The sequence below is a fragment of the Streptomyces sp. NPDC052701 genome (assembly GCF_040678355.1).
Lineage (GTDB): Bacteria > Actinomycetota > Actinomycetes > Streptomycetales > Streptomycetaceae > Streptomyces.
Map to the genome: position 1 here is coordinate 45445 of NZ_JBFATO010000020.1, position 24289 is coordinate 69733.

A 24289-nucleotide genomic window follows, 5' to 3' on the forward strand; every position below is an offset into this window, starting at 1 on the left:
CCGCGGCGGCCGGGGACCGGCCCGTGAGAAGGCTAGGAAATCTCCTAGCGGGGTCTTGCCCACACTGATCTTGTGATGGCAGATCCCAGCGCCTCGGTGCTCACGCCCGGCGTGGCCGCCTTCCCTGCTGTCGTCGCCCCCGCATGTCCGTTCCCCGCCTGATTGGACCGAGAGGCGTGAGTGACACGTTGCGTACCGAGCTGATACGGCCCCTGCACGAGCTGCTCGACCGCCATGCCCGCCGCTTCCCGGAGAAGATCGCCTTCCGGGACGCGCACCGGGCCGTCACCTACGGGGAACTGTCGGAGCGCACGCGCCGGCTGGCCGGCCACCTCGCCGGCCTCGGCGTCGCACGCGGGGACCGGGTGCTGCTGCGCCTGGGCAACCGGGTGGAGATGGCGGAGGGCTATGTCGCCGTGGCCCGCGCCGGGGCCGTCGGCGTCCCCGTCGACCCGCACGCGCCGGACGCCGAACTCTCCCACCACCTGACGGACAGCGGCGCCGTCCTGGTCCTGACGGGCGCGCCCGGGGCCGCGCAGGTGCTCCGCGTCACCGGCGGCGGCACGTCCGTGCGGGTCGTGGCGGCCGGGGACGGCGACGTGCCGGACGGCGTGAGCCGCTTCGAGACCCTCGCCACCACCGAGCCGGCCGCCGCCGCGCGCGACGACCTCGGGCTGGACGAGCCCGCCTGGATGCTCTACACCTCCGGCACCACGGGGCGCCCCAAGGGCGTGGTGTCGACGCAGCGCACCTCGCTGTGGGCGACGGCCGCCTGCAACGCGCCGCTGCTCGGACTGTCCGAGGACGACCGGGTGCTGTGGCCGATGCCGCTGTTCCACGCCGTGTCGCACAACATCGGTGTGCTGGGCGTCCTGGCGGTGGGGGCCACGGCCCGCGTCATGGAGGGCGCGGCCGCCGACGAGGTCGTGGCGGAGGCCGCGCGGGAACGCGCCACGTTCCTGGTGGGCGCGCCCACGCTGTACCACCGCATGGCCCAGGTGGCGCGGGAGGGGGGCGCCGCGCTGCCGGAGCTGCGCGTGTGCATGACGGCCGGCGCGGCCTGCCCGACGGCGCTGCACGAGGAGTTCGAGGACGCCTTCGGCATCCGCCTGCTGGACAGCTACGGCAGCACCGAGACCGGCGGCGCCATCACCACGCACGCCCCGGGCGGACCCCGGGTGCCCGGCTCCTGCGGACGGCCGCTGCCCGGGCTCACCCTGCGCCTGACCGACCCCCGCAGCGGAGCCGAGGCCGGGGCGGGGGAGGAGGGCGAGGTGTGGGTCTCCAGCCCCGCCCTCATGCTCGGCTACCACAACGACCCCGAGGCGACCCGGGCGGTGCTGAGCGACGGCTGGTACCGCACCGGCGACCTGGCCCGCCTGGACGCCGACGGTTTCCTCACCATCACCGGCCGGGTGAAGGAACTCATCATCCGCGGCGGCGAGAACATCCACCCCACGGAGGTGGAGCAGGTCCTGGCCCGGGTGCCCGGCGTCGCCGACGCCGCGGTGGCCGGCCGCCCCCACGACGTGCTCGGCGAGGTCCCCGTCGCCTACGTCGTGCCCGGCCCGGACGGCGTCGACCCCGGCCTGCTGCTGGAGACCTGCCGGCGGGAGCTGTCGTACTTCAAGGTGCCGGACGAGTTCCACGCGGTCGCCGGGATCCCCCGCACCCCCTCGGGGAAGATCGCCCGGCAGCAGCTGGCCGGACTGACCGGCGCGCTGCTGGTGGAGAACCCGTCCGTGCGGCAGCGGCCCGGCGCGCGCTCCGGCCCCGGCGCACCGGCGCCCGCGGCCACCGGACCCTCCGTCACCGCGCCGGCGCCGGGCGGGGGATCGCTGGAGCTGGTGCGGGCCGCCGTCGCGGACGTCCTCGGCCTCGCCTCCGCCCACGACGTCGCCCCCGACCGGGCCCTGCACGAACTCGGCTTCACCTCCCTGGCCGCCGTCGCCCTGCGCGACCGCCTGTCCGCAGCCACCGGACGCCGCCTGTCGGCCGCGCTCGCCTACGACCACCCCACGCCGCGGGCCCTGGCGGCCCACCTCGACGACGCCCTGCCCGGCGCCCGTCCGCAGGACGCGGACGCCGGATCCGCCCCGGCCGACCCGGACGAGCCCGTGGCCGTCGTGGCGATGGGCTGCCGCCTGCCCGGCGGCGTGCGCTCCCCGGAGGAACTGTGGGAGCTGCTGCTCGCGGAGGCCGACGCGGTGGGCCCGCTGCCCACCGACCGCGGCTGGGACCTCGACCGGCTGCTCGGTGAGGAACCGGGCGGCGCGGGCACCTCGTCGGCCCGGCAGGGCGCCTTCCTGCACGAGCCGGACCGGTTCGACGCCGCGTTCTTCGGCATCTCGCCGCGCGAGGCCCTGGCCATGGACCCGCAGCAGCGGCTGCTGCTGGAGACCGCCTGGGAGACCTTCGAACGCGCCGGCCTCGACCCGGCGACGCTGAGGGGCAGCCGCACCGGCGTCTTCGCCGGCGTGATGCACAGCGGCTACGGACCCGGACCCGGCGACCCCGTCCCGCAGGACGTGGAGGGCCACCTCGGCAACGGCGTGGCCGTCAGCGTCGCCTCCGGGCGCATCGCCTACACCTTCGGGCTGGAGGGCCCCGCCGTGACGGTGGACACGGCCTGCTCCTCGTCCCTGGTCGCCCTCCACCTCGCGGTGCAGTCCCTGCGGCGCGGCGAGTGCACGATGGCCCTGGCCGGCGGCGCGACCGTCATGGCGACCCCGGCCGCGCTCGTCGAGTTCAGCCGCCAGGGGGCCCTCTCCGGCGACGGCAGGTGCAAGGCCTACGCCGCCGCGGCCGACGGAACCGGCTTCTCCGAGGGCGTCGGACTGGTGCTGCTGGAGCGGCTGTCGCAGGCCCGCCGCCACGGACACCCGGTGCTGGCGCTGGTGCGCGGCTCGGCGATCAACCAGGACGGCGCCTCCAACGGCCTCACCGCGCCCAACGGCCCCGCGCAGCAGCGCGTGATCCGCGCCGCGCTGGCGGACGCCGGCCTCTCGCCGGCCGACGTCGACCTGATCGAGGGCCACGGCACCGGCACCGCCCTGGGCGACCCGGTCGAGGCCGGCGCGCTGCTGGCGACGTACGGCCGGGAACGGCCGCCGGAGCACCCGGCGTGGCTGGGCTCGGTGAAGTCCAACATCGGTCACACGCAGGCCGCCGCCGGCGTCACCGGTCTGATCAAGGCGGTGCTGGCGATGCGCCACGGTGTGCTGCCGCGCACGCTGCACCTCGACGAGCCCTCCCCCCACGTCGACTGGAGCCAGGGGCGGATCCACCTGCTCACCGAGGCCCGGCGGTGGCCGGGGACCGGCCGGCCGCGCCGCGCCGCGGTGTCCTCCTTCGGCGCCAGCGGCACCAACGCCCACGTGGTGCTGGAGGCCGCCGACACCGCAGACCAGCCCGCCGACGCCGCCGACCGGCCCGTCGGCACCCCCGACGGCGCCGCGGGCGACGTGCTGCCGCTGGTCGTCTCGGCACAGGACGAGGAGGCGCTGCGGACGCAGGCCGGCCGGGTCGCGGACTTCCTGGAGCACCGCCCGCAGGTGTCCCCGGCGTGGGCCGCGCGAGCGCTGGCCGGGTCGCGGACGGTGTTCGCGCACCGCGCGGCGGTGCCGGCCGCGGACCGGCAGGAGACGGTCGCGGCGCTGCGCGCCGTGGCGTCCGGCACGGCCGGCCCGCAGGTGGCCACCGCGTCCGGGCCGGTGCTGGGCGACCCGGTGTTCGTCTTCCCCGGACAGGGCTCCCAGTGGCCCGGCATGGCGAGCGAACTCCTCGCCGCGGGCGGCGCGTTCGCGCGGCGCCTGATTGCGTGCGGGCAGGCGCTGGAGCCCTTCGTGGACTGGGACCTGACCGGTGTGCTGCGCCAGGAACCCGGGCAGCCCGGCCTGGACCGCGTCGACGTGGTCCAGCCGGTGCTGTGGGCGGTGATGGTGGCCCTGGCGGCAACCTGGGAGGAGGCGGGCGTCCGGCCCGCCGCGGTCGTCGGCCACTCCCAGGGCGAGATCGCGGCCGCGGTGGTGGCCGGGGCGCTGTCGCTGGAGGACGGCGCCCGGGTCGTGGCCCTGCGCTCCCGGCTCATCGCGCGGCTGGCGGGTGACGGCGGCATGCTCTCGCTCGCCCTGGGCGCCGAGGAGGCACGCTCCCTGATCGACGGCCTCGGCGTGCGGGCCTCGGTCGCGGCGGTCAACAGCCCCCTCGCCACCGTGGTGTCCGGACCGCCCGGCGACCTGGACCGGCTGCAGCAGCACTGCGACGCCCGCGGCGTCCGGGCCCGGCGCGCCCCGGTCGACTACGCCTCCCACTCGCCGTACGTCGAGGACCTGCGCGAGGACCTGCGGGCGGCCCTCGCCCCGATCACCCCCCGCGCCGCGCGCGTCCCCGTCTACTCGTCCCTGACCGGCGGCCGGGTGACGGGCGAGGAGCTGGACGCCGGCTACTGGTACCGCAACCTGCGGCACACCGTGGAGTTCGACACCGCCGTGCGCGCCGCGCTGGACGCCGGCCACCGGGCCTTCGTGGAGGTCAGCGCCCACCCGCTGCTGACCATGCCGCTGCAGCAGACCCTGCAGCACGTGCTGCCCGGGGACGCCGCGTACGCCGTGCGGGACACGCTGCGCCGCGACGACGGCGGCCCGCGCGCGATGCGGGAGGCCGTGGCCCGCGCCTGGGCCCACGGCGTCACGCTGCACCGGCGGCCCGTGCCGCCCCCGCCCGGCCTGCCCACCTACCCCTTCCGCGGCGGCCGCTACTGGCTCACGGCGGCGCCCGGCACCTCCCGCGGCGCCCTGGGCAGCGGCGCGGTGGGCATCGAGCACCCGCTGCTCGGGGCGGCGGTCGAACTGCCCGACTCCGCGGCCGTGGTGTTCACCGGCCGCCTCGCCGCCGGCCCGCACGGGCAGCCGTCCGCCCCGGACGACGCCACCGCGCCGGCCCCCGCCTGGCTGCCCGCCGAACTCGCCCTGACCGCAGGAGAGTTCGTCGGACGCAGACAACTGCGCAGCCTCGTCCCGCACGCCCCGCTCCTGCCGCCCGCCTCCGGCGCGCTCCAGCTCCGCGTCACCGTCGGCGAACCGGACGGGACGGGCGAGCGGCCGGTGGCGGTGCACTCCCGGCGCGGCGACCACGCCGCCGGACGGCCGTGGACCTGCCACGCCACCGGAACGCTCGGCGCGGACGGGCCCTCGCCCGCCTGGGACCTGGAGGCCTGGCCCCCGGCCGAGGCGCAGCCGGTGCCGCCGTCCGAGCTGCCCGCCGACCGGGCGGCCGGGGCGGCCGGCGAGGGCGCGGTACGGGCCGTGTGGCGGCGCGGCGGCGAGCTCTTCGCCGAGATCGCCGCACCCGAAGCGCTCCGCGGCGAGACCGGCCGGTACGGACTCCACCCGCTCCTGGGGGACGCCGTCCTGCACCCGCTGCGCGCCCAGGGCGTGCTGCCGCGGACCACCGGGTCCTGGCGCGCCGTCTGGCACGGGGTGTCCCTGCACGCCACCGGGGCCGCCGTGCTCCGGGTGCGCATCACGGCCCGGCAGGACGGCACCTTCCTGGTGCGCGCCGCCGACGCCACCGGGGCGCCCGTCCTGACCGTGGACTCCCTGGCCTGCGAGCCGGTGTCCCGCGACACGGTCAGGGCGGCCGGCGCCGCCCAGCAGGACGCGCTGTTCACCGTCGAGTGGACCGGCCTCGACCTCGACGCGCTCCTCGCGGCCGCGCCCGGCCCGGCGCCCGCGACGTGGGCGGTCGTCGGCGAGGACCCGCTGCGCGTGCGCTCCGGGCTGATGTCGGCCGGCCAGTACGCCGAGGCGTACCCGGACCTGGAGGCGCTGGCCGCCGCCGTCGCCGCCGGACGGGCCGCCCCCGAGGTGGTCGTCACCACCTGCGCGCCCGTCCCGGACGACGCGCGGGGCGACGCCCTCGCCGGCGCCGTCCACGACTGCGCCCGGCGGGCCCTGGCGCTGGCGCAGGCCTGGGTGGCGGCCCCGCCGTTCGAGGGCGGCCGCCTGGTCTTCCTCACCCGGGGCGCGGTCGCGGCCGGCCCCGACGAGCCGTCCGGGCCCGACCTGGCCGGTGCCGCGGTGTGGGGCCTGGTCCGCTCGGCCCAGACCGAGTTCCCCGGCCGGTTCCTCCTGGTGGACACCGACGCCGCGAAGGCCTCCTGGCGGACGCTGCTGAAGGCCGTGCGGTGCGACGAACCCCAGTGGGCGCTGCGCAGGCGGACGGCCCTCGTACCGCGGCTGGCCCGCCCGGCCGCCGCGGCCGAGGCCGCCCCGGCGCCGGCCGGCGACGACGGCACCGTCCTGATCACGGGCGGCACCGGCGCGCTGGGATCCGCCGTCGCCCGCCACCTCGTCACCGAACACGGCGTACGCCACCTGCTGCTGACGAGCCGTCAGGGAATGGCGGCCCCCGGGGCGGACGGCCTGCGGGCGGAACTGTCCGCGCTGGGCGCGCAGGTCACCGTCGCCGCCTGCGACGCCGGCGACCGCGCGGCCCTGGCGGACCTGCTGGCCACGATCCCGGCCGACCGGCCGCTGCGGGCGGTGCTGCACACCGCGGGCGCCTTCGACGACGGCGTCCTGCCCTCCCTCACCCCCGAACGCCTCAGCGCGGTCCTGCGGCCCAAGGTGGACGCGGCGGTGAACCTGCTGGAACTGACCGGCGGCGCCGGCCTGACCCAGTTCGTGCTGTTCTCCTCCGTCGCCGGCGTCCTCGGCGGCCAGGGCCAGGGCAACTACGCCGCCGGCAACGCCTTCCTCGACGCGCTCGCCCACCGCGCCCGCGCCCGGGGGGTGCCCGCCACCTCCATCGCGTGGGGCCTGTGGGAGGCGACCGGCGGACCGGGGGGCCGGCTGCCGGACGCCGACCGCGACCGCATGGCGCGCCGCGGCATACGGCCCCTGCCGGTCGGGCAGGGCCTGCACCTCCTCGACGCGGCCCGGGCGGCCGCGCGGCCCCTGACCGTCGCCGCGCACCTGGACTTCGCCGTCCTGCGCGAGCGGGCCCGGGCCGGCGAGGCCCCGGCCGTCCTGCGCGGCCTGCTGCCCGCCGCCGCCCGCCCCGCGGCCCGCAACGCCCCGGCCGAGGCCACCGAGCTCAAGCACCGGCTGGCCGCGATGACCGAGGAGGAGCGCCGGCGGGTCGTCACCGACCTGGTGCGCGGACACATCGCCGCGGTGCTGGGGCACTCCTCGCCCGACGCCGTGGACGTGACGGCACAGCTGCGCAAGCTGGGTTTCGACTCGCTGACCGCGCTGAACCTGCGCAACGCCCTCGCCGCCGACACCAAGCTCAATCTGGCCACCACGGTGGTGTTCGACCACGACACGCCCGCCGAGCTGGCCCGGTACCTGACGAAGGAACTGCTCGCCTGAGGGCCGACACGGCCAGGCGGAAACGGAGGGATCCCGCATGAGGGTGGAGAACGTCCACATCGACTCGCTCGGAGTCGTCCTGCTCGAATGGGCGAGCGCCGAGGACGCCGTGGCGGCGGGCCTCGTCGAACGGGAGACCGTGGAGGCGAACGGGCTCACCGGCACCCACGTCGCCGGCGACGTGCCGGCCGTCGACATGGCGGTGTCGGCCGCCCGCGTCGCCCTGGACCGGTCGAAGACCGACCCGGACGAGATCACGACCCACGTGCACAGCGCCGTGCACTACCAGGGCCCGCAGGGCTCCTACCCGCCGGGTTACATCCTGCGTGAACTGGACATGGCCGACACCTCGTCGCTGTACCTGCGGCAGGGCTGCAACGGCATGCTCGGCGGGCTGGAGGTGGCCATCGGCCAGCTCACCGGCGCCGCCGGGCACACGGCCGCGCTGCTCACCTCGGCGGAGAACTTCTCCGGCCCCGACGTCAACCGGTGGAAGGGCTACGGCCAGGGCTACTTCCTCTCCGACGGCGCCGCCGCCGTGCTGCTGAGCACCGAGGCGGGCTTCGCCCGGGTCCGCTCCCTGCACGCGGGCATCCTGCCCGAGCTGGAGAAGTGGCACCGCGGCGACGGACCGCTGCTGCTCACGGGCGACGAGCACACCGACGACATGGCCGAGCGCGCCACGCGGTTCACCGACACCGAACTGCCCCTGTCGGAGACGCTGGAGAAGCTCACCTACTTCAACCTGGGCATCGTCCAGCGCGCCCTGGTCGACGCCGACCTCAACGCCGCCGACCTCGCCAAGGTCGTGCCGATCAACATGGACGGCCGGATCATCGAGTACTCGGTGATGCTGCCGCTCGGCCTGCCCATGGAGAAGTCGGCCTGGGACTTCGGCAAGGCCGTCGGGCACGTGGGCGGGGCCGACGTCTTCATCACCCTGGAGCACCTGGTGCGCACCCGCGAGGTCGGTCCCGGCGACCACGTCCTGCTGATCTCGCAGGGCCCCGGCTGGATCTGCACCGCCTGCGTCGTCACCATCACCGACCTGCCCGCCTGGGCCGTCTGACCGGCCCGGGGCGGGCCGGCGGTCCCGACGCCGGAACCGCGCCGGACGGCACGAGCGGTCAGTCGTGGCCGGCGCCCGGGGCGGTGGTGGCGGAGCGTTCGGTCCCGGACCGCGCCGGCCGTGGACGGGGCGCGGCGTGCCGGCCGAGCAGGGCGGCGCCGGTGAGGGCCGCCACGACCTGCACGACCGCGGCCGCCAGCAGCAGCGGTACGGCGCCGAGGTGGGCGGCCGCCCCGACCGCGGCGGCTCCCGCGGCGGCCGCCGTGCTCTTCAGGCCTGCGCCCAGGGTGAAGACCTGGGTGCGCAACGGGGCGGGCGCGTACTGTTCGCGCGCGGCCAGCAGGGCGCTGAACAGGGGACCCTTGAACCAGCCCGCGAGGACGAACAGCCCGGCGGCGACCAGGGGACCGGAGACGCAGGCGGCCAGGGCCAGGGGGATGCCGCTCAGCGGCAGGCACAGCAGGACCACGCGTTCGGGCCGCGTACGGGTCCACGGCCGGAGGGCGTACGTGAGGGAGCCGGCCATCGCACCGGCGGCGAAGGCGGTCATCAGCCCGCCCGCCGCCCAGTCCTGCCGGTACCGGCCCGCCAGCAGTGCGGTGATCACGGGCAGGGCGCCGATGCCCGCCTGTCCGATCGCGCTGGCCCAGGTCACCGACCGCAGGGGCGGGTTGCGTATCAGCTCACGGGCGCCGGCGGCGAGCACGGCCGGCCGCAGCGGCGCGGCCCGGCCCTCCGTCCTCGCCCGGGCGGGCAGCCGCAGCAGGGTCACGGCGAAACCACTCAGCAGGGCGGCGGCGCCGAGGGCCGCCAGGGCGTGGCCCGGGCCGGTCAGCGCGGCGAGAGCGGCGGCGAGCGCGGGACCGCAGATGCCGGCCAGGTTGTAGGTGGCGGAATCGATGCTGAACACCCGGGGCAGGACCTCCCGGGGGACGAGCTCGGCCAGCAGGCCGGTGAGCCCGCCGGTGAGCAGGGGAGCGCAGCAGCCCGCGGCGGTGACCAGGAGGAGGACGCACGCGGTGGGCAGGCGGCCGATCGTCCAGGCGGCGGCGATCAGTCCGGTGCCGTAGGCGGCGAGGCCCAGGCCGTGCAGGAGTCCGCGACGTCGGACGTGGTCGGCCAGGGCGCCTGCCACGGGAGCCGCCACCACATGGGGGATCATCAGCGCGGCCACCAGCAAGCCGCCCAGACTCGCGCTGTGCACGCGGTCCATGGCGAGCAGGACCAAGGCGATGCGGGCTCCCTCGTCGGCCAGTCGTGCGGGGACGGCCACGGCCAGGTAGCGGACCGTGGGTCCTTTCGCGGACGAGGAGGCGGCAGTGGCGACCATGGATCTCCTGCCGGTCGGAAGGGGTGGCCGCGGACCGGGACCAGGCCGCCCCGAGGGCGTCATCGGTTGAAGGTATGATTCCACGATCTTGTGGTTCCATGCCGGCGCGGGAGACACTGCCGGGGTGGAGTTCACGTTCGTCAGCGGGCACATCGCCCTGGACCTCGCCGCCACCCTGACCTGGCGCACCAGCCGTCCGATCGAGTTGCTGGCCGACCCCAGCGATCTGGCGGCATGGATCGATCAGGCCGGTGTGGCGCACCTCTCGGGCGACATCCGCGCGAACGACCTCGTACGGGCCCGCGAGTTGCGCGAAGCCGTCTATCGCACGGCCTCCGCCGCCGTGTACGCCCGGCGGCCGGACCCCGCCGACCTCGCCCTGCTCGGCCGCGTCGCCTCGGGGGCCCCGGTGAGCCCCGTTCTGGAGGGCCTCGGCGAAGCCGTGTGGCGCGGTGACCTGGACCAGGTGCTGGCGACCGTCGCGCACGAGGCGTGCGTCCTGCTCGGCGGCCCGGGCCACCTGCGCATCCGGGCCTGCTCCGGAACACCGTGCACGCGCCTGTTCCTCGACCACTCCCGCGCCGGCAGCCGTCGTTGGTGCGACAAGCTCACCTGCGGGGGCCGGGTGAACGCCGTCGCCTACCGCCGGCGCCGGGCGGACCGATCGCCGCACCGGGCCTGACCCGTGACGTCGCCGGGCGGGCACGGCGCGTCGGGGTGCCGGCCGCCCCGTCCGCGTCCCGTTCGGGGAGGCGGCGCCCCGAACGGCGGCAGCGCCTCCGCGACAGCATCCCCCCGAAACGGCCGGCGCCTGCCGTGAAAGCCGTGCTGCGGCGCCCACCGCATCACCACGGCCGTCCAGGCCGTCCCCGTCCTTCACCCGCCTCGGCACAAGGCCGGAAAAGGCGCGGCCCGGTGGCCGTCCGGCGGCACCCGGCCGGCCTTATCCGGCTGTTTCCTGACGGGCCCCGGCCTCGGACGCCGCCGTCTGCTCGGCCGGACCGACAGCGGTGTAGAAAACGGAGGTGCCCTGCTTGGTGCGCTGAGCCTGGTTCTTGGCCACGAGGTTTTCGAGGCTGGTGCGCACGACGGTCGTCTTGACGGTGCGGTCGGGATGCGACTGACCGAGCGCGGTGGCGACTTCCGCCGCGGAGCGCGGTTCACTCTGCTCCGCCAGGTGACGGCGGATCAGTTCGGTCAATGTGGGCCGGGCCGTCGACGGGCCGGCGTTCTTGGCCGCGGACTTCTTGGCGGGGCGCTTCTTGGCCGAAGTCTGTTCGGCGTCGCTCTTCTTCCCCCGCTTGCGGGTGCCGGGAGCGGGGGAGGTCTTCTTCCGGGGGGAGGGCACGGTGGTGCCGGCGGTCTCCGCGGGCTCGGCGGCAGCCGACGTGCCGAGTGCCCGTTGCATGTTCACCAGCACGGTGTGGTCGTGCTGAAGAGTGGCCAACTGGTGCTGCAGCGCACTGATTTCCGCCGTGATGCGTTCCTGCTCCTTGACGTTGCGTTCAAGGTCGCTGGTCACCTGGTTGAGGTACTGCGAGGTCAACTCGCTGGACTGGACGGTGTTCTCCGACATTCTGTTCTTCCTCGGTTCGTGGAGTACGACGGCCGCCGCAGCCGACTGCGGCACGTCATGGACAGGGAGTTCACTGTGGGGCCTGATCCAGTGATGATACGGGTGGGTAGACCTGTTCGGGCGATACGGCAGTTTTCAGGAATGAGTTTGTGTGTTCCACCGTGCCCCGTCCCGCTCCGGGCCCCCTTGTGGCCGTCGCCGAAGACACGGCTCGGTGGAAAGGCCGACGGCAAAGCATTTCGGTATCCGATTGGCCCGAGGGGATTCCCGGAAGGGAAGGAGGGAGGAGCTCGGCCGTGCGCGCGGGCTTTTTTCCGAGCGGGATGTGCGGCCGTGTTCCGGACGAAGACGGGACCCGGCACATGAAGGGGGAACAGAAGTGCCTCGTAGGGAACGTCCACTGGACGTGGGGGACGGTCCGCTGCTGAAGTTCGCCGCCGACCTGCGTCGATTACGGCAGCGGGCGGGCAGCCCGACGTACCGGAAGCTGGCCGAGCGGGCGCACTACTCGGTGGCGACGCTGTCGGAGGCGGCGGCGGGGCGCCGGCTGCCCACGCTGGCCGTCACCCTGGCCTACGTCGCGGCGTGCGACGGTGACGTGGGTCAGTGGCGGGAGCGCTGGCAGGCCGTCGCGGCCGAGCTGGCCACCTCCGCGAGCGAGACGGGGGAGACGGCGCGGACCGGGCGGGACGGAGCCGCGGACGGCGCCGGTGAGGCCCCGCCGTACCGGGGCCTTGCGGCGTTCGAGGCGGAGGACGCCGACTGGTTCTTCGGACGGGAGCGACTGGTCGAGGAGGTGATGGCCCGGCTCGAGGACAGCCGGTTCGTCGCGGTGTTCGGCGCTTCGGGGGCGGGCAAGTCCTCACTGCTGCGCGCGGGTGTCGTGCCGCGTTGGCAGGCGGCACACGCGGAGCGGCGGACGGTGGTGTTCGTACCCGGTCCGCACCCGTTGCGGGCGGGCGCGGCCCGCCTGGCCCCGTTGACCACCGGCTCGGTGGAGGAGACGCGCGCCGGGCTCGCCGCCGACGACCAGGCCCTGCACCGGGTGGTGCGGCAAGCGCTGGCCGGCCAGGGCGAGAACGCGGAACTGCTGCTGGTCGTGGACCAGTTCGAGGAGGTCTTCACCCTGTGCCGGGACGGGGGCGAGCGGGCCCGCTTCATCCAGGCGCTGGTCACGGCCGCGCGGGCGGAGGGCAGCCGTTGCCGGGTGGTGCTGGGCGTACGCGCCGACTTCTACCCGCACTGCACCCGCCACCGGGAACTGCTGGAGGCGTGCGGGGGCGCCCAGGTCGCCGTGGGCCCCCTGACGACCGACGAGCTGCGCCGCGCGATCACCGGGCCCGCCGTCCGCGCCGGGTGCACGCTGGAGGGGGCCCTGCTCGCGGAGCTGGTGGTCCACGCGCACGGCCAGGTGGGCGTCCTGCCCCTGCTGTCCCACGCCCTGCTGGAGACCTGGCGGCGCAGGCGGGGCAACACGCTGACGCTGACGGGGTTCCAGGCGGCAGGCGGTATCGAGGGCGCCTTGGCCCGTACGGCCGAGAGCGTCTACACCGGCCTGTCCGCGTCCGGGCGGCGGGCCGCCAAGGAGGTGTTCCTGCGCCTGTGCGCGCTGGGGGAGGGGACCGAGGACACGAAGCGCCGCATCGCGCGCGACGAGGTGGACGGAAGCGGCCCGGACACCGCCGTGGTCCTGGAGCGGCTGGCCGCGGCGCGGCTGCTGACCCTGGACCACGACAGCGTCGAGATCAGCCACGAGGCGCTGATCCGGTGCTGGCCCCGCCTGCACGACTGGCTCACCCAGGACCGCGACAGCGTGCGCGTCCACCGCCTGCTCACCGAGGCCGCCCAGGCCTGGGCGGCGGCCGGCCGGGACCCCGAGGCCCTGCTCCGCGGGTCGCGCCTGGCCCTGGTCAACGAGTGGTCCGCCGGGGCGGCGCGGCCCACGAACGCTCTGGAACGCGCGTTCCTCGACGCCAGCCGCGCGGCCGAAGCCGCCGAGCAGTCCGCCGCCCGCCGGCGGGTGCGGCGCATGCGCCACCTCATCGCGCTGCTCAGCGTTCTGCTCACCGTCGCGAGCATCGCCACGGTCGCCGCCGTCCGGGCCCAGCACAAAGCCGACCAGCAACGCGACATCGCCACCTCCCAACGGGTCGCCGAGCACGTGCGCGTGCTGCGGTCGGCCGACCCCGCCCTGTCCCTGCAACTGTCGCTGGCCGCCTACCGGCTGTCTCCCACGGTCGAGGCCCGCGGCAGCCTGCTCAGCGCCTTCACCACCCCGTACGCCACCGAACTGGCGGGCCACCGGGGCGAGCTGCCCGTGCTGTTCAGCCCCGACGGCCGTCTCCTGGCCACCGGCTGCGCCGCCGGAGTGCGGCTGTGGGACGCCACCGACCCGCGCCGGCCGCGCGCCGTCGCAACGCTGCCCGCGGCCCCCGGGGACACGGCTCCCTCGGAGGCCGTCCGGGCCACGGCCTTCAGCCCGGACGGCCGTCTCCTCCTCACCGGCGACCCGCCCGGTGACCGGAAGCACGAGGACCGGCCCGGCGCGTTGCGCCTCTGGGACATCACCGACCCCCGGCGCCCCCGGCCCCTGCCGGTCCGGCGCACTCCCCTTCCCGTCTCGGCGGCCTTCAGCCCGGACGGCCGCACCCTGGCGACCGTCGGGCAGGACGGTGCCCTGCGCCTGTGGTCCCCCTCGCGCCGCCACGGCCTGCGTCCGCTGACCAGCCTGCCCCCGGGCCCCGCGACGGGCACCGGCCGTCTGACCTCCGTCGCCTTCGGCCCGGACGGCCGCACCCTGGTCGCGGGGAGCACCGACCGCACCGTCCGCCGGTGGGACACCTCCCGTCCCCGGCGCCCGCGGCCGTTGCCGGCCCTGCGGGGGCACCGCGGCGCCGTCGCGTCCGTGGCGTTCAGCCCGGACGGCCGCACCCTGGCGACCGGCGGCTGGGACCACACCGTACGCCTGTGGGCCGTCACCGGCCGCGGGAACGTCCCCCGGGCGGTCACCCTGACCGGTCACACGGACAAGGTCCACCACGTCGCCTTCGGTCCCGACGGCCGCAGTCTCGCCTCGGGCGGTGTGGAAGGCGTACGCCTGTGGACGCTGCACGGTGCCGGCCGCCCCTACCAGGCGGCGCACCTGACCGGGCACAACGACGCGGTGTCCGCCGTGGCGTTCGCCCCGGACGGCTCCACGCTGGTCTCCGGCAGCCGGGACGGCACCGCGCGGCTGTGGGACCTGGCCACCGACACCCTCACCGCCCACAGCAGTTCGGTCTACGCGGTGGCGGCCGCCCCCCGGGGCCGGCTGCTGGCATCGGCCAGCTATGACGGCACCGTCCGCCTGTGGTCGGCGAAGGAGCCGCACGCCGTCCGCGAACTGGCCTCCCCCGCCGGCCACACCGCCGCGGTCAACGCGCTCGCCTTCACCTCCGACGGCGAGACGCTGATCTCGGGCAGCCTGGACGGCACCGCCCGCCTGTGGTCCGTGACCGATCCGCGCCGTCCCCGCCCCCTGGGCACCCTCACGGCGCACGGCGCGGTCGACGCGGTCGCCGTCAGCCCCGACGGCCGCACGGCGGTCACGGCCGACGACGAGGGCGCCCGGCTGTGGGACATCACCGACCCGCACCGCCCGCGCCGGACGGCTCTGCTGCCCGGCACGGCGGAGTCGCTGGCCTTCGCGCCGGACGGCCGCACCCTGGCCACCGGGGGTGCCGACGGCACCATCCGGCTGTGGACGCTCGCCTCGCCCCTTGCCCCGCGCGGCCTGGGCACGCTCCAGGGCCACACGCAGGTCGTCAAATCCCTCTCCTTCCGTCCCGACGGCCGGCTGCTGGCCTCCGCCGGCGACGACCGCACGGCACGGCTGTGGCCCCTGGTCCGCGGCCGGCCCGGGGGCCGGCCCACCGTCCTCACCGGCCACGCCGAGCCCCTGCACGCGGTCGGCTTCGGTCCCGACGGCCGCACCCTGGCGACCGCCGGCAACGACGACAGGGTGCGGCTGTGGCGGGTGCCGGCGGGGCGGCGGGCCCCCGAGGAGCTCGCGACGCTGACCGGTCACACGGGAGACGTCAACGCGGTCGCCTTCACCCCCGACGGGCGCGCTCTGGCCACCGCCTCCAACGACCGCACGGTACGGCTGTGGGATCCCGATCCCGAGCGGGTCTCCGCCCGCGTGTGCCGGACCGCGCGGCCGCCCGTCACCCGTGGCCAGTGGCGCCAGCACCTTCCCGGAACGCCCTACCGGCCGCCGTGCGGGTGAGGCACCGCGGGCCGCCGCGCGTGGCGCGCGGCGGCCCGCGGAACTCGTCGCGTCCCTCGGCTACAGGTTCGTCCACCTGTGGGAGGCGATGTTGTTGTTGATCGACTGCCCCGCGCCGGTGCCCGTTCCGGCGTCGAACGTGTAGGGCGAGAGGTCGGAGATGGAGACACCGTTGTGGACGCCCCGGCGCGCGCCCGAGTAGTTCGTGCCCCAGTAGACCCAGACGTCGTCCAGGTTGCCGGGGTAGCCGTTGTTCCACAGGGAGGAGACCTGGTTGCGGCAGGTGCCCCAGTCGGCGGAGTCGCCGACGTAACCCCTGCAGTAGTTGGCGAAGTTGGGGTCGCGGTACAGGTGGAGGTTGCCGTCGGCCTGGACGCCCGGGGGCAGTGCGGGGGCGGCCGGCGCGGACGCGGTCCGGCCGGTTCCCGGGGCCGCCTGGGCGGTCAGGGCCGGGAGGAGCCCGGTGCCCAGGGCGGCGAGGACCGTTCCGAGGACGAGTGTGCGTGACATATGCATGACGATTCCTTCCGTGGGTGGTGACGTGTCCGGCGACGAGCCGCCGGTGTCGGTTCCTGCGCGGACGGGGTGTCTCCCCGCCGCCGTGTCCCGGCGGGTCAGCGCGTACCGCCGATGACCTCGCCGGCACGGGGAAGAGCTCCCAGCCGGAGCCGCTGCGCGACGTTCAGCTCGGAGCGGTACTGGTGGCGCAGCCGGAGCGCGTGGGTCCGATCCAGCTCGCGCGCCGTGCGGGCCAGACCGGTGGTGGTGGCACAACGGGCCTCGGCGACGGCGAGGCGGATCTCCTGCCCCCTCGGGAGCGCGGGTTCGCCCGGGCCCGGCAGCGCATCCCGCCGCAGGTGTGCGGGACTGGCGTAGGGGTGGCCGGCGGCCCGCATGCAACGCGCCCACGGTTCGACGGCCCGGGCGAAGGCCGGGTCGGCCGGCACACGGGTGTGCCGCATCGGGGAGAGGGAGTCCAGGGTCACCTCGGCCTGGAACCAGGCCGCCAGGTCGCCGTACAGGGTGCGCTCGGCCTGCGCGTGGCAGCCTTCGGTGCTGCGCCGCAGGACCATGCCGTCGGGCGTACGGGCCGTGATGCCGTTCGGATCGGGTCCGTTGGCCGCCCGCAGCGCCTGCGCCCGGCGGGCCGGGGGCAGGGAGCGGAAGTACCGCTGGTTGACGTCCTTCTCGCGGGCCTCGGCCGCCTCGCGCCGGATGTCGGTGCCGTAGCCGTGTTCCCGGGCCCAGGCGACGTCGTCCAGTACGTAGGGGAACTCCCGGGCCTCCGGTACGGGGTTGCGCGGAACAGGACGGTACTCGAAGCCCTGGGCGCGCATGCAGGCGCGCAGCAGGAGCTGTTCCGCCCGGTGCAGCCGGTCCTCCTCCCGGGCGGTCAGGGCCCGCACCGCGGGGCCGGCGGCCCGCTCGGCCGCCCGCGGCCGTTGTTCCGCCGCGACGCCCGCGACGCCTGCGACGCCGGCGGCCGCACAACCGGCCGCCACCACGAGGAGAACTCCGCGCCTGACCCTCCGCCTTGCCACGAACGGCTCGCCCCCTTTTTCAGGTCCGGGCCCGGTCGGTGCCCGCTGACCAAGGGGTATAGCGGTCATCGTTGTTCGGTGTCGGGCCGGAGGGGCCGAACAAACAGACCCTGAACAAGGAGACCGCTCGAACCGGCCCTGACCTGGCCCTGAAGCGTTTCGGCAGAGGCCCGTGACCAGGCGTCCCGATCCGGGTTCCGGGCGTGTGGAGGGCACACGGCGAGGGCGGGGCGGTGCCGCCCGCCCGGACGGCCGCGCGGCCGTCCGCCCCGGACGTCACGGGCTGCCTCACCCGTCGTGGACGCAGGGCTCGAACCGGCCTGAGCGGCGGGAGCGGACACCCGGAGCGCGGCGGCCGGGACGGGGAAGCGAGCAGGCTTCCCGGTCAGGCTCGGCCTGACGGCTCACCTGCCGACGGGCCGCCATGAGTCACCCGCACGGCCCCGGGACACCGGGCCCCGGGAACGGGGAGACGGGCTCGAAGCACCGGGAGCCGGCTCGACCCGCTCCGGAGTCCCCCGCCGCCTCGGCCCGTACCCCCGGCGCGTACCCGCACCCGTGGCGTCACCGGCCACGCGACGCCACGCATCGCGGCCGCCGATCCCGCCGCCGATCCGGGCGGCGCTCCGGGCGGCGTCCCGGAAGGGCAGGACAGCGTCGGGCCCGTGCGGCGGGCGTGCCGTACGGGCCCTCGGACGACGCCGGCGCACGCGGCCCGGACGGCGCAGCCGGCCGCCCGGGGACTTCCTGCCGACGCTTCGTCACTTCCGGTAGCCGAGGATGGTCATCATGCCGGATTCGGAGTGGTACTGGTTGTGGCAGTGGAGCATCCACAGGCCCGGATTGTCGGCGTAGAAGTCGATCACCAGCTTGCGGTGGGGCAGGACGATGGCGGTGTCCTTGCGGGTTCCCGCCGCGTCGATGCCGGTCAGGGCGAAGGTGTGGCCGTGCAGATGCACGGGGTGCCACATGTCCGTGGCGTTGATGAGGCTCAGCCGGACCCGTTCGCCCTGACGGACCGGGTAGCGCTGCTCGACGGAGTAGGGCCGGTGGTCGAAGCCCCAGTCGAACTTCTTCATGCCCCCGGTCAGCTTGATGCGCATCTCACGGTCCGGCTTCTCGTCCCGCAGGGCCACGGACTCCGCCGGCACCAGGCGTCTGGCCGGCACGGTCCGCCCGTCCAGCTCCTCCGGATGCGCGGAGGACGGGGGAAGGGCTCCTGTCCCGCCGGTGCGCAGGACCGCCAGCGCCCGGGCCTCCTTGCCCTCGGCGAGGGCGACCAGGGGGAACACCCCGTCCTTGGCGGTGACCAGCACGTCGTAGCGCTCGGCCATCCCGATCAGCAGCGCGTCCGTCGTCTGGTGTTCGACCGGGTAGCCGTCCGTGTGCGTCACCGTCATCTTGTGGCCGCCCAGCGCCACCCGGAAGGCCGTGTCGGCCCCCGCGTTGATGATCCGCAGCCGGATCCGGTCCCCGGGGCGGGCCCGGAAGACCGAGGGGGCGTGCGGAAGCCGCCCGTTGACCAGGTAGTGCGGGTAGGCGACGTGGCCGCCCTCGCTGTGCAGCATGCTGCTGCGGGAGTGCCGCAGGATGCGGGAGGGGCCGTCGGCGGAAGCGGAGGCCGAGGTGTGCGGGCGGGCGGGCGCGCGACGGCCGGCGCCCTCGGCCGCGGCCTCCGGCCCCATGCCCATGTTCATCGGCGCTTCCCGGCCGCCCCGCAGCTGAGCGAGCACGCCGTCGGGGGTGGAGCCGGCCACGCCGTCCAGCCAGTCGTCCAGTACGACGACCCACTCCTTGTCGTAGGACAGCCGCTCCTTGGGGTCCTCCACGATCAGCGGGACGTACAAGCCGCGGTCGGGCTGCATGCCCGAGTGCGAGTGCAGCAGATACGTCCCCGGGTGGGACACGGCGAACCGGTAGGTGAAATCCGTGCCCGGCATGATGGGGTTCTGGGTCAGGCCCGGCACGCCGTCCATGTCGCAGCGCAGGCGCACGCCGTGCGAGTGCAGCGTCGTCGCCTCGGGCAGGCGGTTGGCCAGCGTGAGCTGGAGGACGTCGCCCGCGGTGACGCGTACCGCCTTGCCCGGGATCACGTCGCCGTACGCCCATGACCTGACCTGCCGCCCGCCCAGGTCGAGCACCGTCTCGGTGGCGGTGAGCCTGAATCTGCGCAGGGGGCCGGATCCGCGTTCCCGCTCGGTGGCGAGGACCTCGGGATCCGAGGGGTTGACGTACCCCTTGGGACCCTCGGGGACGAAGACGTCGTGGTGACCGGTACCTCCGGAGCCCGGCGCGGAACCCGAACGCGGGGTGGAGGCGGACGGCGAGCCGGGAGGGGAGGGGGAGCCGGATCCGGAACAGGCTCCCAGGACTCCCGCGCCGACGGCCGCGATCGAGGCACTGAGCAAGGTACGCCGCTGAGGTGTGTGCATGATCATATAACACACGCTTTATAGCGTTATGTCCGTTAAGTGGTGCGGCGCGTCTCGCCGAACGGGTGGAAGACGGCGCATGGCGGACAGCCCGTCTGCGCCTTTGTCGCCCGGTCGGCCGTCCGGTCCGCGCGGGCCTGGACCGGCCGGGCCGCGACCGCGGCGTGAACCGGGCGGGCCGGCCGGGCGGCGGGCGGCGCGGGCACGGCGGCACTCGCCAGGAGCCTGGCAGCCCCGCCCTCGCAGGGAGCCCGCTTCATGACGCCCCGCGCGCGGAGACTCGTGCCCGGCGGCACGCGTGACGCCGGCTCGCCCGCCCGGAACGGGGAACGCGCGGCCCCGCACAAGGGGGGCGCGAAGCGGGTCAGGCGGTCAGGGCCTGCTCGACGGTGGGGTGGCAGGGGATCACGTCGTCCAGGCCGACGAGCCGGAGGACCCGCAGCACCGGTTCCCGGGCGCCGGCGATACGCAGCCACCCCCGGGCGTCGCTGACGGCGCGGTGGGCGGCGACGAAGACGTTGATGCCGCTGGAGTCCAGGAAGGTCACGCCGCTGAGGTCCACCACGGTCCGCGGCGGCGCCGCGCCGCCGGCGGACAGCAGAGCCCTGCCGAGCGCGTCCTTGACGTCGTGGTCGATCTCGCCGCGCAAGGTCACGACCCGAATGCCGTCGGTGGTGGTGGCCACGACCGACAGTCCGCCAGGCTGTTCGGCGTGTCCGGTGTCCGTCGTTCGCTCCTGCTCCTCAGGCATGCCGGTGATACTTGCACACCAAGGCCTTCGCCCGGGAGTGCTGCCCTGCACGATGCGGGTGATGCCCGTGTGCCGGGAGGGGAACCGGCGGAGGGGCGTGGAGCGTGTACCGCGCGGGCGTGGGTACGCGCGCAGGCGTGAACGGGGTAGCGGAGGCGGCCGGGATGGAATCAGTGCCCTTGGGCGAGGACGGCACCGCGTCGGAGGAGCACCTGATGCGTGCCGGTTATGCGGTGGGCGGGGGCGAGGGCTGCATCGCCGAGGCCCGCCATCATGCCGCCTCCTTCCTCGAGCGGGCCCGCGGCGATTACGGCCTGCCGGTGTCGGCGCGCGCCGTGGACCTGACCCAGCTGGTGGTCAGCGAGCTGGTCACCAACGCCCGCAAGTACGCCCCCGGCCCGGTCCTGATGGAACTGCGCATCACCACCGACAGCGTGGACGTGGTCGTGTGGGACAGCGACCCCACCCTCCCCACCGCCCGGGCCGCCGACCCGGGTCGCATCGGCCAGCACGGCCTGGAGATCGTCAAGGCCGTGACCGAGGACCTCTCCGTCCAGCGGGAGCCGGCCGGCAAACGCATCACCGCCCGCATCGCGCTGTCCGACGCCCTCGGCTGTGACGCGACCGCCCGCACCCGGCGTGAGGGGCCGGCCCCGGGAGGCGTGCGGCCGGTGCTGTGACGGTCCGGCGCCGGTGTCCTGCCCGTAGGCGCCCGGCGAAGGCGGGGTCCTTCCCGCTCCTCCCCCGGGGCCGCGGCGGACTGTCGCCTTCGCAGGACCGGCCGGAGCGGCGAGCACGCGGTGCCGCTCCCTGGAGTGGCGTCGGCCTGCGAAGGCTGCGGGGAAGTACTGCTGCAACACCTGCCCCGTCCCCGGCCGATGCGCACCGGTCCGGCGATGTCCCCACCAGGTCTTCACACGCCCGGCCGACTGTCGGGCTCGTCGCACACCGGGAGCCAGGGCCCGGGACCAGGCGGCCTGCGGACGGTCGCGGCACGTGGTGTGCCCCGGGTGTGCCGGCCGGTGCGGCACCCGTGGCACCGTTGCGTCAAGTGCCGCGCCCCGGAAGGCCGTTCCCCGATCCGCTGGAGCCCGGAGCCCGGAGCCCGGAGCCCGGAGCACCGTGCGGCGCCGGACGCCCGGTCGGCCGGGCCGGTGCCGTTTGCGCGGGCGGCGGCGGAATCGGAGCGCCGGGCCGGACGAGCCGGCGCAAGGCGGGCGACCCGTACGGAGCTGTCAGGGGGCGTCGCGGTGGCGGCCCGCCCGCCCGAACGGGTTCCGGGCCGGCGGGCCGCCGCACGAAGAAGACGAAGCCGGGCGCTACCTGTCGCGCCGGTCGTCGTCGACGCCCTCGGTGTCGAGTTCTTCCTTGCGGACCTGTCCGCGCACCGTCTCTTCCTCGGTGCGTTCCTCGGCCGACAGCCGCACCCGCTCCACCGGTACCGTTTCGGTCTCCACCACGGGCCGCTCCTCGTGCAGGACGACCTCGTGTTCGGCTTCGCTGATGTCGGGGCCCGACATGGCGGCGTCCCGGTTGGCGTCCGTGATGGGCTCCCGCTCGACGCGGACCTCTTCCCGCCGCACGGGAACGGTCTGCTGGACCTCTTCGGTCACGACGTACTTGCGCAGCCGGGCCCGCCCGGCCTCACGACGCTCGGTGCCGACGCGCATGCGCTCCTCGGAGCGCGTCATCGCGTCGTCGCCCGTCCCGGTGCCGGCCGCCGCGGACCTGCCGGTACCCGTGGTGGTGCGGCTGCCGGCGGTGTCGGTCCTGTCGTCGGTGCCGCCGTGGGCCCAGCCGCCCTCACCGGGCTCGTTGGCCTGCTGCCAGGCGTCGTCCCAGGCCATGCCGTAGTAGTCGTACAGGCGGTGCTCCTCGTCCTCGGAGAGGTGTCCGCCCGCGTCGACGTCCACGTTGGGCGCGTCCTTGACCTTGGCCTTGGCGAACGGCACCTCCAGGTGGTCCTCGACCACGGAGGCGTCCCGGATGGGCACGAAGGACTCGCTGGTGCCGAACAGGCCGGTCTTGACGCTGATCCACTCGGGCCGGCCGGTCGCGTCGTCGAAGAAGACGTGCTTGGCCTCACCGATCTTGTTGCCGTCGGCATCGTAGACCGGGTGGTCCAGTACGGTCGGAATCTGCTCTTGAGTGATCATTGATTTGATTCCTTCTATCGGGATATGCCCTATTTACCCCTCCCCGGTTCACCGTCCCGGGTGGAACAAAACTCTTATTCCGCCACAGAATGTCCCAAATTTCGCGATACACACATGTGGTGTGCATGGGTCCCGCCCCTCGGGCGGGTGCCGGTGCGGGAACGGTCCCGGAGGAACGGACGTGGCCGGTCGCCGGTCAGGAGCCGGTCCGCCGGTGCTCGCGGGACGCCCGGTGTCCATGTGCCGGGCGGCTCGCCTCAACGCCCCGTGGCGGTCGGCTCGTCGGGAGCGGCCCGGCCCTTGCGGCGGTGCGGCCGGAAGCGTCCCCGGCCGCCGTCGCGAAGGTCGCGCGCGGCGGCCGGGACGGCGTGCGACGGGGGCGGCGCGGCCGTGCCGTCGGCCCGGTCGTCGTCGGCGCGGCGGCCGGACGCGAAGCGGCTGTAGGTGTGCGCGGCGATCCTCTCGTCGTGCGCGGAGTTGAGCCGGTGGATCACATACGCCCCGCCGGCGACGAGCAGGAGGAACGCGGCGATGGTGAGAGCGGTGTTCATGGCGGTCACGGCCTGACGGTCGGCTGCCGGGGAGACGCCGCCCCGCCGTCCCACGGTTTCGTGGCGCCGGCGGTGAGGAGCGGCGGTACGGCCCGGCACGGGTCGGGTTCCGGCCGCACGCCGGCGGCCGGGAGGTCTTGGGCGCCGCCGGTTTCCCGGAGCGGGCGCGGGCGGGAGGGCACGGGCGCCGTCCGGCGCTGTGCAAGAGCGGGAGACGTGCCAGGGACCGGGGCCGTCGTGCCGACCTGTCCCTGAAGCCGCCGCGGCTGCGCGGGTCTTCCGGTGAGGTGTCCCACCGAGGACGAGACCGGCGCGGGAGCCGGTGTGCGACATGCCCTCGGTACGTCCACCGTACTCCAGGTACGACCCCGTCCGGTGGGAAGCGGACGGCGCCGCCGTCCCCACCCCGGCGTCCCCGGCCGCCGTCGGCCCGCGGGGAGGGCGGCCGGGAGTACGGTGGAGACACCGAGGGCACGTCGCGCACCGGCTCCGGCGCCTGTGCCGCTCCCGGCGACCGACGACACCGGGCCGGATCCGGCCCGGGCAGGGCTTGCCTCATGACCGTGAACCTGCCGGTTCGTCCGGCGACCGCAGACCCCCCGGCCCCGCATGCCGGCCTCCCGGACCGGCGCGGTGCGCGAAAGCCCCGCCCGCCGGGGACGGAACGAGGCTCCTCGCCCCGCGAGGGGGAACGCGTCCGTCCGCTGACCCGGCGTCAGATCGAGGACCACCTGCAGGAACTGGGCGACCTGTACGCGGAGACCTCCGGCGGCGGCCCGTGGGCGTGGAACGAGGCCCGCGACGCCTTCCTGCAACGGCTGGCGGCCGACGTACGGCGACCGGGATTCGAGCTGCTGATCGCGGAGACCACCGCGCTGACCGGATGCGCCCACGGTTTCCCGGTGCGCGGCGACGGTCCCTGGTGGGAGGGGTTCGACGGGCACCTCCCTGGGAGGCTGCTCCGCCTGGCCGCCACCGGACGCCTCTTCGTGGTCTCCGGGATCCTCGTGCCGCCCCGGGTGCGCAGGCAGTACCAGGACCGTGCCTGGAACCTCGCCCGGCGCCTGCAGGGGCGGCTGCTCGCCGACCACGGTGCCGCCCTCGGCGTCACCCTGGTGAACCGCTCCGACCCCAGGACCGTCGAGACGCTGCGGTCCTGGGGGTGGCGGTACATCGAAGGCGACACCCCTCGCACGGCCCCGCTCGGCCCGTTCCGTGTGCTGGTCCTCGGGACCTGAGC

Annotated in this window: 14 protein-coding genes; 6 read left to right on the forward strand and 8 right to left on the reverse strand. The window is 75.4% G+C overall.

Annotated features, from left to right (window positions below; genetic code table 11):
* The first annotated feature begins 176 nt into the window (after positions 1-176).
* Both AB0L29_RS22345 and AB0L29_RS22350 read left to right on the forward strand, forming a co-directional pair.
* The gene (locus tag AB0L29_RS22345; RefSeq protein ID WP_365829474.1) at positions 177-7376 is read left to right on the forward strand and encodes a type I polyketide synthase; all 7200 of its coding nucleotides are present in this window, start codon (positions 177-179) and stop codon (positions 7374-7376) included.
* A 37-nt stretch (positions 7377-7413) separates the two neighbouring features.
* Positions 7414-8445, forward strand: a complete 1032-nt coding sequence (locus AB0L29_RS22350) for a ketoacyl-ACP synthase III family protein (RefSeq protein ID WP_365829475.1) — start codon at positions 7414-7416, stop codon at positions 8443-8445.
* A gap of 58 nt (positions 8446-8503) precedes the next feature.
* On the opposite strand, the gene AB0L29_RS22355 is transcribed toward AB0L29_RS22350, so the two are convergent.
* On the reverse strand, positions 8504-9775 hold the full coding sequence (locus AB0L29_RS22355) for an MFS transporter (RefSeq protein ID WP_365829476.1): 1272 nt from the start codon (positions 9773-9775) through the stop codon (positions 8504-8506).
* Between the two features lie 124 nt (positions 9776-9899).
* On the opposite strand from AB0L29_RS22355, the gene AB0L29_RS22360 reads away from it, so the two are divergent.
* Entirely contained in the window at positions 9900-10457 is a 558-nt protein-coding gene (locus AB0L29_RS22360) for an ABATE domain-containing protein (protein ID WP_365829477.1), read from the forward strand.
* A 261-nt stretch (positions 10458-10718) separates the two neighbouring features.
* Here AB0L29_RS22360 and AB0L29_RS22365 read toward each other — a convergent pair whose 3' ends face one another.
* Entirely contained in the window at positions 10719-11351 is a 633-nt protein-coding gene (locus AB0L29_RS22365; RefSeq protein WP_365829478.1) for a BlaI/MecI/CopY family transcriptional regulator, read from the reverse strand.
* Between the two features lie 379 nt (positions 11352-11730).
* Between AB0L29_RS22365 and AB0L29_RS22370 the strand changes: the two genes are divergently transcribed.
* Positions 11731-15618, forward strand: coding sequence for an XRE family transcriptional regulator (locus AB0L29_RS22370; RefSeq protein WP_365829479.1), 3888 nt, complete (start codon positions 11731-11733; stop codon positions 15616-15618).
* 60 nt (positions 15619-15678) lie between these two features.
* Here AB0L29_RS22370 and AB0L29_RS22375 read toward each other — a convergent pair whose 3' ends face one another.
* The 4 genes from AB0L29_RS22375 to AB0L29_RS22390 form a co-directional block, all read right to left on the reverse strand.
* Positions 15679-16128, reverse strand: coding sequence for a hypothetical protein (locus AB0L29_RS22375; RefSeq protein WP_365829480.1), 450 nt, complete (start codon positions 16126-16128; stop codon positions 15679-15681).
* 104 nt (positions 16129-16232) lie between these two features.
* Complete coding sequence (locus AB0L29_RS22380; RefSeq protein WP_365829481.1) at positions 16233-17159, reverse strand: hypothetical protein; 927 nt, start codon at positions 17157-17159, stop codon at positions 16233-16235.
* Positions 17160-17920: 761 nt separating this feature from the next.
* Positions 17921-19591 carry a multicopper oxidase family protein gene (locus tag AB0L29_RS22385; protein WP_365829482.1) on the reverse strand — a complete coding sequence of 557 codons (1671 nt, stop codon included), beginning with the start codon at positions 19589-19591 and terminating at the stop codon, positions 17921-17923.
* A 364-nt stretch (positions 19592-19955) separates the two neighbouring features.
* Positions 19956-20342 (reverse strand): STAS domain-containing protein, encoded by a 387-nt coding sequence (locus tag AB0L29_RS22390; protein WP_365829483.1) that lies wholly within the window; start codon positions 20340-20342, stop codon positions 19956-19958.
* Between the two features lie 164 nt (positions 20343-20506).
* Between AB0L29_RS22390 and AB0L29_RS22395 the strand changes: the two genes are divergently transcribed.
* Positions 20507-21022 (forward strand): ATP-binding protein, encoded by a 516-nt coding sequence (locus AB0L29_RS22395; RefSeq protein WP_365829484.1) that lies wholly within the window; start codon positions 20507-20509, stop codon positions 21020-21022.
* A gap of 639 nt (positions 21023-21661) precedes the next feature.
* Here AB0L29_RS22395 and AB0L29_RS22400 read toward each other — a convergent pair.
* Both AB0L29_RS22400 and AB0L29_RS22405 read right to left on the reverse strand, forming a co-directional pair.
* A complete protein-coding gene (locus AB0L29_RS22400; protein ID WP_365829485.1) occupies positions 21662-22498 on the reverse strand; it encodes a PRC and DUF2382 domain-containing protein in 837 nt (278 codons plus the stop codon).
* Positions 22499-22755: 257 nt separating this feature from the next.
* The gene (locus tag AB0L29_RS22405) at positions 22756-23049 is read right to left on the reverse strand and encodes a hypothetical protein (protein WP_365829544.1); all 294 of its coding nucleotides are present in this window, start codon (positions 23047-23049) and stop codon (positions 22756-22758) included.
* Between the two features lie 557 nt (positions 23050-23606).
* On the opposite strand from AB0L29_RS22405, the gene AB0L29_RS22410 reads away from it, so the two are divergent.
* The gene (locus AB0L29_RS22410) at positions 23607-24287 is read left to right on the forward strand and encodes a hypothetical protein (RefSeq protein ID WP_365829486.1); all 681 of its coding nucleotides are present in this window, start codon (positions 23607-23609) and stop codon (positions 24285-24287) included.
* Positions 24288-24289: the final 2 nt, after the last annotated feature.